Consider the following 14,339-nt stretch of genomic DNA (forward strand, 5'->3'; position numbering starts at 1 on the left):
GACAAAGCGAAGGAACTCTTCGCTGCATTGAAGACGGACATCGCACGCGGCAGAAGCCGTTGAAAAGCTGCAAGACTCATTGCCTTAAAGCAGACATCAATACCTCCCCGCCGACCACGCCGGCCAGAGTCCCGTCGGCTTCCGTCCCTGCGGGCGCATGCGTTCCAGCAGCACCAGTGCCGTCTGCGCCTGCTGGTGAATCAGCGATGGCGCGTCCTGGTTGCGGAGGCTGGGGATGTCGTAGTTTGTGATCGTCGGTTTCGCAAAGAAGGCATCCAGCGCCAGCGGCAAGAAGATGGACTCCACAAAGTTCGCCGGCACCGGCAGCGCCACGCCGGGATCGGTGTGGCCCGCATCATTGTTGTACACGTCCGCGCGCGTCAGTTCTCCCAGCGCGGTGCGCGCCTGAAACTCCAGCACCGTGTCCGTGCTCACATACCCGGAGATCATCATGCGCAGCTTCACCGCGTTATTCGAAATGGCGGACTCGATGAAGTAGCGTACATCACCGCCGCAGTTCTGCGACAGCTCATCACGGCTGCCCGCAGCGATAAGCGTGCGCTTGCTGCCGCGAAAACGCACCGGCTCCAGCACCGTGATGATGTCTCCATCCAGCTCCACCGTGTCCACGTTGATCGTCGCGGAGCCGCTGGTCGTGCTGGACAAATGCGGAAACTGCAGCGTCGCCGTGCTGCCCGTGATGGAAAGGATGCGGTTCATGGCGGGGTCACCCGGCATGTCCACCCAGCAGCCCGCCGCCCACGATGGAAAACTCCCCGTGGCCGTCATGCCGCCATGCGTCAGGCCGCTGACCGCCACCGTGGTGGGCGCGCGGAAGTACGCGCTGCGCTGCTGCTTCGCCGCAAAGAGCGGGCCCAGTGCCGCCATCTGCTGCAGCGCAGCATTGCACGCGGCCAGCGCATCTGGCAGTGGATCTTCATAGTCGGAGCCTCCCGCGTAGGGGATGGTGCGCTGCTCCACCCGCAGGTAGCTCAGCATCGTGGCGATGGTTTCACGTACAGTCATAATCAGAGGGTGGTGAGGGGTTTCGTGCGGGTTTCAGGAAGGCTGATGCTCACGTTGTCCAGCGTGGCGATGATCTCCGTCTCCAGCGCCAGCCGGTAGTTGCGGCCCTCGCGCATGAGCTCGCCGCTCGCGTAGCGTCCCACGTAAACCTGCGTGCCGCAGTCCAGCGCCGCGCACTTGCAGTCCGGTCCGCGTGCGACCACGACGCCCTCCATGCGCGTGCTCGCACCTTGCACGGCGGTTGGCAGCACGATGCCGGCTGCAGTGGTCTGCTCCTGCGGCGTCACGTCCAGCAGCAGGTGATTCGTCAAAGGGTGTATTCCAGGTGGTTTCATAATCGTGTGGTTGTTTGTGCTATCTCTTGGTTTTTGTGGTCAAAAGTTAAAATCTCAGTGTCATCACTCACGCCTTCCGCCGCACCCACCCCGCATTCGCCAGTTCAATCCGCGAATCCGCATGCCCGATGCCCGCCCGCAGCGCATCTTCCGCCACGCCCAGCAGCGCAGCCAGGGCCTTCAGCCTCTTCGGCGGCTCCACCAGTTCATACGCCGCCTCATGCAGCGGCCTGCCCGCAATGAGCGGCGGCACCACTGCCTGCACACTCGTGGCAGCCACAGAAACGGTGGACGCATCTGCCACAGCAGCTTGCGCTTTCACTTCCGTCTCAGCATTCAGCGCCTTCTCCCCCGCCGAGGCGGGCGCAACGGTCGGCTCAGCACCCGGCCCAACCACGTTTCGGGTGTCAGTGCTCGTGTCCGTTGCGCCCATTTCGGTGAGATTCGTCAGCGGCGTGGGCTTCGCCGCAGTCGGTGCATCCAGCGTCACCACCATCGCGTGCGGCAGCCGGCGCTGTTCCATGAGATCATGCGCCAGGCGTCCCTTTCCTGCCTGCCACAGGTGCAGCGGCACACGCAGGATGTGCCCCTCCAGCGCAGACTCAAAGCGGAAGATGTACGAGCGCGTCCCCTTGTCGTGAAAATCATACGGCGCATTGTTCCCCACGCCCACCAGCTTCACGACAACAAGCGGATCATCCGCGCGTCGAAACTTCGCCAGCAGCGCCGAATCAACGCGCCCCGGCAGGGTGAGAACAGTGGTGAGAGAAGGACAGGCAGTGGTGTTGGGCTTCATAAAACGTAAAAAGGGGTAAGTGAAAAATGATCAGTCAGAGGAAATTGGAAGTTAACTGTCTCCTGTTTCCTCCCTGGGGCTCTGGCCTTTGGCCGCACCCGCAAGGGAGGCAGGAGGTAAAAGTCTAAAAAAGTTAAGTCTGGTTAGCAAAGTGGTAGTTTCTGGCATCTTCTCCCGCTCTTCATCCCTCGGCTTGGTCAGTTCCACCAAGGGAGGAAGAGCAGGAGAAAGATCAGGGTTGCTAGCCCGCACGGCGCTCTTTCAAGATACCGTGCGGGCCGCTGTGTCGCATTACGCGCTCAGAGTCGGCACCTCGAGGCCCGGGTGCTGGCCGGCGTGGCGCAGCACCGAGTAGCCGCTGGTCTTGCCATCCGTACGGATGCAAGGCGCCTGGCCAAAGATGGTCTCATAGCCGCCGCCATCCACGAACGAGTAGTCGTCCTTGTCGCCCACGAGGAGGTCATCCCCCACATAGGCGCGCACGGCCGTGTCCTGGCCGAGGATGAGGCTGCACATGTCCACCGCACCATTCGCATTGCACGGAATGATGTAGGCACCGGCATCAAACTGGGATGTCCAGACAAAGTCCGGCGAGCAGTTGGAGCTGGCACCAGCGCCGCCTGCACGCCGGTAGTAGGTGACGCCATCGACGTCCAGACCCCAGTTGTCACCCGTGGCCACAAAGTTGCCCAGAGTGGCCGTTCCGAGGGCGGACAGGTCAGCGCCGACACTTGGATCCAGAATCCCATTGATCGCGATCTGGTTGCCGTTGTTGCCCGTGCCCAGCCAGCTCACAAAACCGACCGAGCCATCCGGATTGATCACCCAGCCATAGTAAGTGGCGGAGGTGATATTGCCATAGAAGCTCGACCACGTCACGCCGCCGGGGGCGGTGGTCGCGAGGCTGTCAGACTGGCCCTCATACCACTCATAGGCGTAGCCGCCCATCCACGCCATGTAGGGCGTTTTGGTGTCCGTCGCATGGCTCTTGAGAACACAGGCCGCGCTGCTGGAGTCCACACCGAATCCGGTGGAGAGCATCGCACGCGGTGCCAGCGGATCAGCGCACTGATCGTTCTCAGGATCCACTGACGCATGCTCAAAGAGGCCCACGCCGTTCCAGTCCAGCAGCTTGCCGGAGAAGAGCGGGTTTTCCTCATTGCTGCGTGCGCCACCGTGCAGGGCCGCCTGCTCATAGCTGCTGGAGTTCTTGATGCTGGCGATCGCCGCATCAGGAATGTACACCATCGGCTTGTAAACAGGAGAGCCATGCTTGCTCGTCACCACGATGCTGCGACCGCCAAGACGGCGCCACTGCGGGATCGCATTCGTGATCCCCGAAGGCGTCAGCGTGTCCAGCGCATTCAGGCTGGCCAGCGTCTTGCGCGCATTCGGGTAGATGGTGTTGCCCACGCCCTGCAGCTTGAGCGCCATCTTCATGTCGTTCATGCGGCGGCGACCCAGCTTCTCGCGCAGGGCCAGCAGCACGGCGGATTTCACCCCGCCGCCTCCCGCCATGAACTTCAGCTGCTTCTTCGTGAACTTGAAGGCATCGCGCCAGAAGTCCACCACGCAGCCGAAGGTCTTGAAGTCCACGCTGGACTCATTCCCGCGCAGCGGCTGCTCACCACGCGCACCCGGGCCGCGCGGCTGGCTCATGACAGTGAATTTGACCTCGTCTCCCGCATGGGCGGAGGCGATGTCCTTGCGAACGATGAAGGGCTTTCCGGAGCCCTCCCCGCCCTCAAACATCGAAAAGTCATCCACCGAGCGCGCACCCTTGCGGAGCTGCTGGGAGTAAACTTTTGCGACGACGGACGGATCAGCCGCGACGGCGGCTGCGAGTGTGGATACGACTGATTCAGCGTGATAGGCGCTCATATATGTGTGTCTCTAAACGAGATGTGTTGTCTGTTGTGTTTTGACTGAAGATTAACGTGTGGTATCTTGCGGCAGTTCTTACCATCTTAAGTTCAAAAAAAGGCCGGCTAGTGCCGCGCTTTGGCGGAGGTCAGCCTGTCCAGACTATGGATGAACGCGTCCTGCTGCTCAGGTGTCAGCTTGTCGATTTCCGCCATCGCCGTCTGGGGAGACAGCGCGCCGGCGGAAAAACCGGGGCCGACTGGTGAACCGGGCAGCCGCATCGAGTGTCTCGGCGCTGGCGGTATCAGTGACGTGCCTTTCGCGTGACCCGGGCTCTGCGCCGCGTGTCCTTTGAAAAACTTGTCGATCACCCGCCGTCCGATCTTCTCAGGCCAGTCAGGATGATTAAGAATTGGGTCATTTTTTGCCTCTGCAAGCAAAATCTCATCATCACAGCAAGAAACAAATCCCGTGTCCTCATCCGTGATCAAATCCGAGAACTGATCCATCATGCGATTGTGGCTTTCAGCCTGCTGGCCCTGCCAGTGACCGCTCACCACCGCCGCCTCGCGCCGCGCCTCACGCAGGTCCATTTTCAGATCCGTCATCTGCTCCAGCAGGTCTGTCGCCACAGGGTCATACGACTCCTTTGCCTGCTTGTACTGGTGCTGCAGCAGCGTCAGGTGCTGCTCCAGCTCCGCCACCTGCGGCGCTGCCATCTGCGTCTGCGAATCATCAAATCCAGTCGCTTCATCCTGCGCAAAACCATCCTCGGCATGCGCCTGCCCCGGGCTGCCAAACACCTCCGCAAACGCATCCGCCGGCGCTTTGCCAGCGCGGATCAGATCCAGCGCCTGCACCGTGCGTGCGCGGTCCTCCGGCTTCAGCGCCTTGATGGACACACGCGCCGGAGCCAGGGCAGACGCATCCTCACCCGTGCCGCTGCATTGCTCCGTATTTGACTGCACCGCCGCCAGCGCCGCCTCCACCCGCTCCGGATCACCGCTCTCAAAATCCCGGATCTGCGCATCCGTCATCTGTGCCAGATCCGCACCCTCCAATGCCGCATCCAGCGAAGACAGCCCCGGGATCACCTCTTCGGCAGATCCGCCTCGCGCACTCGCGGAATCGCCTCCGGAAGAAGACAGACTGTCGAGCACCGCGCTCGCATCAGCCTCCGAAAGATTCTCAAAGACAGCCCCCGCCTCGGCGGCGCTGGGAGTGGATGGCGTGTAGTCGTCAGGCATAGTAGTGTGTGGTTGTTTGTGGTAGTATGATCAAAAGAAAAGGCTGGAGTCGTGGAAAGCTGCTGCGTCATTCACCCGCCCCGGTGCCCGGCGGAGATCCCCGCATGGCACATGCCGTGGTCAGGCTTGCATGAGAGAAGTCTTGGCCCCGTTTTTCAGGAGTCAAGCAAGATTGTTAATAAAATCTTATTCGTGGCACAGCAACTGGTCTTTTGTGGTATGTTCTGTATTAATGGCAAGGCCACCCACTCCTGCAGTTCTTCACTTCCACCCTAGCCACACAAACTCCGCCGCGCCGCCATTCCACAGCACCGCATCCTTCGCCGCAGTACCCGGCACACGTGCGCAGATCCCCAGTTCATCCACCTGCGCCCAGTCCTTCAGCATCGTGCCTTTGTCAGACACAAAGTCAGCAGGAGCCAGCACCACGCTCTGCGCCTCCGCGCCTCCAGCGATCTCACGCGTGCACAGGTAACTCGCGCGCGGCCCGCGATAGCTCCTCCAGTCATTCTCCCTCACCACAAAGGTCAGCCGGTTCGTCTTCGGCATCTTCAGCGTCACCTTCAGCCGCGACCCCACCGGCGCACGATACAGCGGGTCCGTCACCTTCCGCGTCCACATTTCCTGATGCGTCAGATTCCCCGCATTCAGCACATACCAGTCCCGCAGACCGTGGGAAAAATCATCCATGACAGCACTCGGCCGCGCCGTCGCCACCGACCCCGCCGCGCGCAGCGCCTCCGGCTCCGCATGCCGCAGCAGACTGCTCACACACACCTCCTGCACCTCAGCCCCATTCCCCGGCAGCGCCTTCATGGACACCGCCTGCTGCAGCGTGTGGTACACATTCGCAAACGCAAACAGCGGCAGCTCCACCACATGCAGCGGCAGTGCCGCCGTGTATTCAGTCCCCTTTTTCACCACCTCCGCACTGCGCCAGAAGCGTGCCCGCGGATCCGCATCCACGCTGTAGTAAATCTCCACCCGTGAAACCGGCAGAGCCTTCACCTCCGGCGTCACCTTCACATCCGGCGTTACGCGCAGCAGCGGCACACCATCCGTCGTCTTCAGCACCAGTTCGCTCCCGGGCGTCTCCGGCAGCGCCACACCGCCTTTGAGAAAATGGTCAAACCACAGCGGCATCGCCACCGCCACCTCGGGGATCAGGCGATGATTCAGATGCGGCGCCCAGCTATACCGCGTCGGTTGCCCCACGATCAGCGCATTGGTGCGATACACATCATCCATCCACCCATGGAAATCATTCGTCCCGCTCCGGTGCAGCACCGGGCACTGAATGCGCGGCGCATAGGCCTCAAAGCTCAGCGTCTTCCGAAACACCTCCACATCCCCCGCAATCTTCTCCTGCTGCGCCGTCCCGCCCGCAAACGCATGCGCCTCCCAGCGATACCCCTGCCCGCCCACCGCAGGCACCGCCGCCTTCACGCGGTCATCGCTTCCCGCCACATACATCGTCAGGTTTCCGCCCATCGAAAAGCCATGCACGCCCAGCCGCAGCGCATCCACCTCCGGCTGCTGCTCCAGAAACGTCAGCCCGCGCCTGCAGCCGTATGTCAGAAGATACCAGTTGTTGTTTTTCGGGTGCTCCCGGTCCTCATAGAACTGCTTCGGCCCCGGCAGCATCGAGGAATAGCCCTGCACATTGAGCTGCGTCGGATCCACCGCACCCCAGTCCGTGTTCGGGTCCCCCGGCTGAGCGCCCTCCATGCTGTTAAACGGCGGCTTCCCATCCCCATCGCCGCCCCAGTTCACGGAGAGCGCCGCATACCCGCGCCCCACCAGCAGCTTCACCTCGCTCAGAGACGCCCGCTGTCCCCCGCCATGAATGTGCATCACCCCCGGCACCTTCCCCTTCACCCCGTCAGGAAACCCATAGATCGCCGCCATCCGCGCAGGTTTCCCTTTGAAACTGCCAATGAAGTAGCGCACCTGCCGGTACACCCCACCCTCCTCCTTCCACTCCCGGATCACCTCCGTCTCCAGCCCATCCCTGCGCGGATCAAAATCCGCCCACAGTTCCCCCACCGATCCCGGCACCTCTGCCGCCGCCTGCACCAACGCAGCGGTCATGATCAGCAGAGCAGACGACAAAACAAAGCAGGCGGGTTTCATGCGGCGGATTGAGGAGGTGAAGGAGAGCACGCAGGATGAACGCGCCATGTGAATCGTTTTGCGCATCTCTCGCTGGCACCTTCTACTTTTCTCTCAATATGCGGCCTTCATATTTATGCCCGCCCCATTTTAGCCAGCGGAAAGCCGTCACACTTTGGCCCTTCAGCAATCAGGCTCGCGCGTGATAATCACATCAATCGGCAGAGGCAGTCCTTCCGGCGAGAGAAGCACATTCGCAGGATGCACGTCCCAAATGTCAAAGCCCTCGAAGCGCAGAGACAGCGAGCCTTCGTAACCAATGCCGCGCCAGGGCAGCAGAGAAAAACCTGCAGCGACGAACGCGGCAGCCAGATCATCCAGAGTGGCACGGCTGCCCTGCAGTCCCGGCTGTGTGGTGACAATGCGCCACTGGTGTGGCCGCTCCTGCCACAGGCCGATCAGATGCACATCATCACCCAAGACCTCATTCTGCCACATCAGGCGTTGCAGATAGTCCAGCGGCAGCGCGTTGTGCATAAAAGGCTCGCCACTCCCATCCCAGCTCACGGTGTAGCCACAGGCAGAGCGCTTCGTGTACTTGATCCATCGCCCAGATCCCTCATCCAGCGTCACATCGTGCTCGCGTCCACCCTCCCGTTCCGGAGGCGTAAAGTCTATCGGCAGGATTTTCCCACATTCCCCTGCCCATTCAATGAAGGCGTCCCACTGCCGCTCCGGGCCGGAGAAGTCGTCGTCCTCCCCATCAGCCGTTCCATCTGCGCATACGCAGCGGCGGACGTAAGTCGCGGCATCCGCGAACGCGCCTGCCGAGCCTGCTTGGAGTAGCTGCTGAGTGTCATTCGGAAGCATAGGTCAGAAAGAGGCAATGAGCAAGAAAGAGGTCAAGGACATCCCGCGCAAACTGACGGCAAAGGTCAGCCCTCAGGCGAAAGCATAGTCCCCCGCTCAAAGACAATCCCCGCACACTCGCCGCCATTTACTTGGCGGTTTCACCAAATAGTCTTTCCTTGGCCACCGGAGGTCTCCACCCCATGGCATCTCCGCCACGCAGCAGGCATCTTCATCACCACCCATGAAATCCATCCAAGTCTACGATCCCCCCATGTGCTGCTCCACCGGCATCTGTGGCACCGACATCGATCCCGACCTCGTGAACTTCGCCGCCATGCTCGCGCAGTTCCAAAAAGCAGGCATCCAGATCGAGCGCTACAATCTCGGCCAGCAGCCAGGGGACTTCGCGTTGAATGACGCCGTGAAGACCCTCATGATCGCCGAGGGCACCACAGTCCTGCCCCTCATCTTCTGGGATGGCCAGCTCCACCTCAAAGGCCGCTACCCCACCAAGGACGAGCGCCCCGCGTGGTTCCAGGCAGCGTTCCCGCACCAGGAGGCCGCCACATTATGAGCCTTCCCCTCTACCAGCCCACGGCAGCCACCGCCACGCGCTTCCTCTTCTTCACCGGCAAAGGCGGCGTCGGTAAAACGTCCCTCTCCTGCGCCTGCGCACTCCGCCTTGCCGAGTCCGGCAAACGCGTCCTCCTCGTCAGCACAGATCCCGCCTCCAATCTCGATGAAGTCTTGGAGACCACCCTCACCAGCGCCCCCACGCCCATCCCCGGAGCACCCGGCCTGCACGCGCTCAATATCAATCCCGTTGCCGCCGCCGCCGCGTATCGTGAGCGCCTCATCGGCCCCATGCGCGGCATCCTTCCCGAGTCCGCACTCCGCAGCATGGAGGAGCAGCTCTCCGGCTCCTGCACCGTCGAGATCGCCGCCTTCGATGAATTCTCCGGCCTCATCGGCGATCCCGCCGCCACGCGCGATTACGATCACGTCATCTTCGACACCGCGCCCACCGGCCACACCCTCCGCCTCATGAGCCTCGCCAAGGCATGGGACCAGTTTCTCGATACCAACACCAGCGGCACCTCCTGCCTCGGACCCCTCGCCGGTTTGGAAAAGCAGCGCGTCATTTACGAGGCCACCGTGCAGACCCTCGCAGACGCCGCCCTCACCACCCTCGTCCTCGTCAGCCGCCCCCAAGCCTCCGCGCTGCGCGAGGCCCAGCGCACCTCCGCAGAACTCCGCGCCATCGGCGTGGGCAATCAATGCCTCGTCATCAATGGCACCTTTGAAACCCACTGCGCAGATGACGTCACCGCCCAGGCCATGCAGCAGCGCGGCGCCACCGCACTCGCCGCAGCAGGAGACTTCATCCGCAGCATGCCCAGCTACATCGTCCCCCTGCGCCCCATCAATATCCTCGGCATCCCCGGCCTCCGCATCCTCCTCGCAGCCGCAGCACCTGAGAAAAACGAAAGCCAGATCGTAAAGCCGCAGCCGCAAAGCTGGACGCCCCCGCAGATGGAAAGCCTTGAGAGCCTCGTCTCCACCCTGGAGCAGCAGGGCCACGGCGTCATCATGACCATGGGCAAAGGCGGCGTCGGCAAGACCACCGTCGCAGCCGCTATCGCCGTCCTCCTCGCCCAGCGCGGCCACGCCGTCCACCTCAGCACCACAGATCCCGCCGCGCATCTCGCGCAGACATTGCACGGCCAGGTGCCCGGCCTCACCCTCAGCCGCATCGATCCCGCTGCCGAGACCGCCCTTTATCAAGGCGAAGTCATGCAGGCCCAAAGTGCTGCCATGGATGACGCAGGCCGCGCCTTGTTGGAGGAAGATTTGCGCTCCCCCTGCACCGAAGAAATCGCCGTCTTCCGCGCCTTCGCCCGGGAGGTCGGCCAGGGCACCCAGCGCTTCGTCGTGCTCGATACCGCACCCACCGGCCACACCCTCCTCCTCCTCGATGCCAGCGAAGCCTACCAGCGCGAGCTCGAGCGCCAGGCCCGCAGCACCCAGCCCGAAGAAGTCCTCCGCCTCCTCCAGCGTCTGCGCGATCCCGCCTACACCCACATCCTCCTCGTCACCCTCCCCGAGGCCACCCCCGTGCACGAGGCCGCCGCCTTGCAGGCAGACCTCCGCCGCGCCCGCATCCAGCCCTTCGCCTGGGTCATCAATCAAAGCCTCCTCCACAGCCACACCTGCGATCCCCTCCTTCAAAGCCGCGCCCTCTCCGAGCACCGCTACATAGACGAAGTCGTCGCCCACCACTCCCCCCGCACCACCTGGCTCCCCTGGCAGCCCGAGGAACCCGTCGGCCCCGCCGCCCTCGCCCGCCTCGCCACCACCGGCGTGGAGCACACTCTGGTATGATGTGGCTTCGTTATTAGAGAAGCCCCGAAAAAAAAGCAGCCCCGCTGCGCACCATGCTTGCCCGGTTCATCTCGCAGCCGCAGCAGGGCATGCCCTCGCTTCGCAATCCCAGCACGCAGCCCATGACCGGCTGGAGCATTTAAAAGCGTGATGCATCCCATGCACCACCATCTCAAAGACCCGGGCCGGATGCAGCACCGCACGCCAAAGCGCCCCAGGAGCGCGGGCCTCCGAGCCCGCAGCACTCCGCCTTCACATGGCGGGTGACATTTCATGGCGAACATCACCAGCACGGAAAGCTCCGGCGGAGCGAAAGAGAAGGCGGCAGGAACGCTTCAGTACTGCATGCGTTGGCGGACCGTTGCGGACTTGGAGCTCCGCGCGCCAAAGTCTTCATTCCTATGCCCGTCCACAAATACCACTTCCCACCACCACACAATATTTTTAAACTTTCCCGTTGCATTCCCAAATCACGACCCAATGCTTTTTCCGATCACTCAATAAACCTGACGCTGTGAAGAACACGAAAGGTGCCACCGCCGCCCTGCGGCCACGCATCCGCCATGTTCTACACTCCGCCATCTCTTTTCGATCCACCCACCTACCCGCGCAAAAAGCTGCCCCTCTCAGGCAGCCCGCCAGAGCAGGCCCGGTCTCAGCCCCAGCCTGAGCCGACAGCGAGGGTCCCCTACCGCCCCGCCGAACAGGCCAGTCCCCGCCCGCCCGGAAACGCCATCCCGCTCATCTTCAGAGCCCTGGCCCATCCTTCTCAGCGCCGGCCCATAGCAGCGGCAGCAGCTTACTCAGACTCCTTCCCTGCGCTGCAGAGCCAGACCCAGCCAGCATCCGCGCCTGCGCCATTTCAGTCACCTCCACAGCCGCCGCAGACAACACCCACTGCCAGCCCAGCCACGCAGAGCACCAAGGAAGCCCCCAAAGTCGCAGCCGCTTTCCAAGAAGCCGCAGCCCATGTCGAGGCTGAGTCCACCCTCCGCGATCAGTCACCCACGGCAACCGCAGCGCCAGGCCAGCAGCTCTCCAGCAAGCCCACCGACGCCACGCCGCAGAGCCCTTCCCAGCCACCCTCCACACCTGCGGCAGCTCACTCACCAGCACAGCCACAGCAGACACCATCCACGCCCAGCCCAGCACCGCAAAGCACCGAAGAAAGCCCCAAAGTCGCGGCAGCTTTCAAAGAAACCGCAGCGCCACAGTCTCCCACCTCGCCCGCCCCTCCCGCTCCGCAGAGCCCTTCCCAGTCACCCACCCCGCCAGCGCCACAGAGTCCGGAAGAAAAAGACCCCAAGGCCGTCGATGCCGTGAACAAGGCCACAGCCCAGGCGGAGGCCGAGGACGCCCTGCGCAAGCAGCGCGCCCCCCGCCGCACCATGCTTGAATCCGCCGGCTTCGGCGGAGCCGCCACCAGCCTTGAAGCTCTGGAGGATGAGGTACAAGCACGCCATGCAGAGCTGGAAAAAAAGTTCCCCCAGCACGGCCCCGAGTACCAGGCTGGCATGAAGGCCCTCCTTCAGCACATCCAGCAGCAGCGGGCCCAGATCAATGCCAGGGCCGATCAGCTCCCGGAGATCGCCGCCCGCATCTACCAGCAGTGGGGCAAAGGCGTCGCGGGCAGTTGGACCACCGGACAGACACTGCGCGAAAACGACAGAGACAGCCCCGGCGCACCCCTCTCCCAGTCCCATCTCGACGCCCTCAATCAAGAGGCCGCCAAATACGGCATCGACCCCAAGGATCTCCGCCACCACCTCGAGATGCAACGTGTCACCGACTGGAGCCGTGGCGATACCAGCGCCGCCGTGCGCTATGGCCCCGGCGGCTCCATCTGGGTGAACCCCGACCGCTATCTGGATGAAAACGCCTACCGCCAGGTCGTGGAAAAAGCCGGGGGCAGCGAAGCCGAAAAGGCGGCGGCGATGAGCCGCTTTCCAGAGCTGCAGCAGCGTGCTGCCAAGGCCCAGCTCGACACCCTGCGCACACTCGGAGTCTACAACCAGTGGGAGGCCAGCCAGCCCGAAGGCATGAGCGATGCGGAAAAGCTCGCCAAGTTCAGCCAGGAGCACAGCGGCATCTTCAGTTCAGGCGCATGGAAAGTGCGCATGCATCAGGCCCTGCTCGGCGTCGCCAGCGGAGTCGTAGGGCTGGCCAAGAGCGCCGTAGGCGCGTACCAGGCCGCCACTCGCAGCCCCGGAGCGCTGGATTTGTATGAGAAGCTCTCCCGCGATGCCTCCTCCATCAGCGCCTCCAGTGCCGCACTGCCCACCGGCCAGTTAGTCCACATGGGCACCAGCATGGTGGTCAGCTCCGCTCCCAGCCTCGGGGTGGGCGGCCTCGTCTCCCTCACACTCAAAGCAGGCGGCGCTGCCTTCGGCCTCAGGACCGCAGCGCAGGTCGCCCAGGCCGCCCAGACATGGGGCCTGCGCGGCACCGCAGCCACCGCCGGACTCCAGACCTTCGGCGGCATGTACGGAGACGCCGTGCAGGGCTACATGAATCGCGGAGACAGCGAATCCACCGCGCTCAACAAAGCCTTCATCCCCGCCCTCGCCGGAGCCGCCAGCACCTACCTGCTCACCGCCGCAGGCGGCACCCAGGGCATCGAGGCCCTGCTGCGACAGCCCGCCTTCAAGGAAAACTTCCGCCAGTGGTTCAAAGCCGTCGCCGCCGGCAGCGTCAAGGAAGGCCTGCGCGAAGAAGCCCCCGACCAGCTCATCCAGGGCATCATCGAGCGCTACACCTACAATCCCGACAAGCCCTGGAAAGACATCATCGAAGAAACCCTCCAGGCAGGCATCGGCGGAGCCCTCCTGGGCGGCGGCGTTGAAGCCACTACCAACAGCATAGCCCCTTCTGGGACGAATCAGGATCAGCCACAGCCTCCAATACCATCTAATACCACACCAGCCGCCCAGGACGGTTCCGGCCAACCAAAGCCAGCCACCACCGATGGCGGTCAACAAACGCAAACTCCCCCTGCCGCTGCCGATCTCAAGCAAGTCGGCCAAGTGCTCGACAACATCCAGCGCCTCAAAGACAAGGCCAAAGGCGGCCCGCTCAGCCTCGATGAACAGCGCGAGCTCGATCACAACGAAAAAGTCCTCGCCCACACCCGGGTCAAGAACCTGGAAAAAGAGCAGCAGGTCATCCGCAGCCTGCCCCAGCCCCGCGAGCTTGATCCCGTCAAAGCGAAGGCGCTGGAGGAAGCACGTGCCGTCCTAAAAAGGCCGGTGCCAGGGGAACCATCAGCCCCACCTCCAGAGGCATCCATACCAGATACCACCACGAACAAGCCGGATGACACCCGGCCCTCCAACGCTCCGCCGCCCGGTATGGAGCCATCCCCGCAAAGCAGCAGCAGCGGCTCACGCCTGCAGTTCAGCCAGGGCGGGGAAAATCCCAAGCCCACCGCAGACAGCGACATCGTGGACGCCCACCGTCTGCTCTCGCAGGAGGAAGACGCCTTCCAGCTCGGCAAGAGCAAACCGGACACTTCCAAGATGAGCATGCCTGATGCCCTCGCGGAGCTTGCCAAAAGCTTCTCTCAAGAAGGCAAGGAGTTGAGGGTCAGACGCGGCGGCGGCGGCGAGAACTCCACGCATTACATGGTGGATACGCCGCACGGCACCGCCTACTTCGACGTGGACCCGAGTGAAAAAACACTTTCCGTCAACAGCGCCATTCTCGAAAGCGACAGCACCAAGTCTGGCG

Annotated in this window: 9 protein-coding genes and 1 pseudogene; 3 read left to right on the forward strand and 7 right to left on the reverse strand. The window is 63.0% G+C overall.

Features of this window, described 5'->3' with window-relative positions; all coding sequences use genetic code 11:
* Positions 1 to 96: 96 nt before the first annotated feature.
* From ACIREA_RS12705 to ACIREA_RS12735, 7 genes are all read right to left on the reverse strand, one after another.
* Entirely contained in the window at positions 97 to 1,026 is a 930-nt protein-coding gene (locus ACIREA_RS12705; protein WP_397382647.1) for a hypothetical protein, read from the reverse strand.
* A gap of 2 nt (positions 1,027 to 1,028) precedes the next feature.
* Positions 1,029 to 1,337 carry a hypothetical protein gene (locus ACIREA_RS12710; protein ID WP_397382648.1) on the reverse strand — a complete coding sequence of 103 codons (309 nt, stop codon included), beginning with the start codon at positions 1,335 to 1,337 and terminating at the stop codon, positions 1,029 to 1,031.
* 91 nt (positions 1,338 to 1,428) lie between these two features.
* The gene (locus ACIREA_RS12715; protein WP_397382649.1) at positions 1,429 to 2,157 is read right to left on the reverse strand and encodes a hypothetical protein; all 729 of its coding nucleotides are present in this window, start codon (positions 2,155 to 2,157) and stop codon (positions 1,429 to 1,431) included.
* Positions 2,158 to 2,448: 291 nt separating this feature from the next.
* Complete coding sequence (locus ACIREA_RS12720; RefSeq protein ID WP_397382650.1) at positions 2,449 to 4,038, reverse strand: hypothetical protein; 1,590 nt, start codon at positions 4,036 to 4,038, stop codon at positions 2,449 to 2,451.
* A gap of 107 nt (positions 4,039 to 4,145) precedes the next feature.
* Entirely contained in the window at positions 4,146 to 5,267 is a 1,122-nt protein-coding gene (locus ACIREA_RS12725; protein ID WP_397382651.1) for a hypothetical protein, read from the reverse strand.
* Positions 5,268 to 5,528: 261 nt separating this feature from the next.
* A complete protein-coding gene (locus tag ACIREA_RS12730; RefSeq protein ID WP_397382652.1) occupies positions 5,529 to 7,400 on the reverse strand; it encodes an alpha/beta hydrolase family protein in 1,872 nt (623 codons plus the stop codon).
* A gap of 162 nt (positions 7,401 to 7,562) precedes the next feature.
* Positions 7,563 to 8,249, reverse strand: coding sequence for a hypothetical protein (locus ACIREA_RS12735; protein WP_397382653.1), 687 nt, complete (start codon positions 8,247 to 8,249; stop codon positions 7,563 to 7,565).
* A 223-nt stretch (positions 8,250 to 8,472) separates the two neighbouring features.
* Between ACIREA_RS12735 and arsD the strand changes: the two genes are divergently transcribed.
* From arsD to ACIREA_RS12750, 3 genes and pseudogenes are all read left to right on the forward strand, one after another.
* Entirely contained in the window at positions 8,473 to 8,805 is a 333-nt protein-coding gene (gene arsD, locus ACIREA_RS12740; protein ID WP_397382654.1) for an arsenite efflux transporter metallochaperone ArsD, read from the forward strand.
* Positions 8,802 to 10,613 carry an arsenical pump-driving ATPase gene (gene arsA, locus ACIREA_RS12745; RefSeq protein ID WP_397382655.1) on the forward strand — a complete coding sequence of 604 codons (1,812 nt, stop codon included), beginning with the start codon at positions 8,802 to 8,804 and terminating at the stop codon, positions 10,611 to 10,613. The genes arsD and arsA overlap by 4 nt, the downstream gene beginning before the upstream one ends.
* A 563-nt stretch (positions 10,614 to 11,176) precedes the next feature.
* Positions 11,177 to 14,339: pseudogene (locus ACIREA_RS12750) on the forward strand (hypothetical protein); the annotation flags it as partial.

This window comes from Prosthecobacter sp., from assembly GCF_044373815.1.
GTDB lineage: Bacteria > Verrucomicrobiota > Verrucomicrobiia > Verrucomicrobiales > Verrucomicrobiaceae > Prosthecobacter.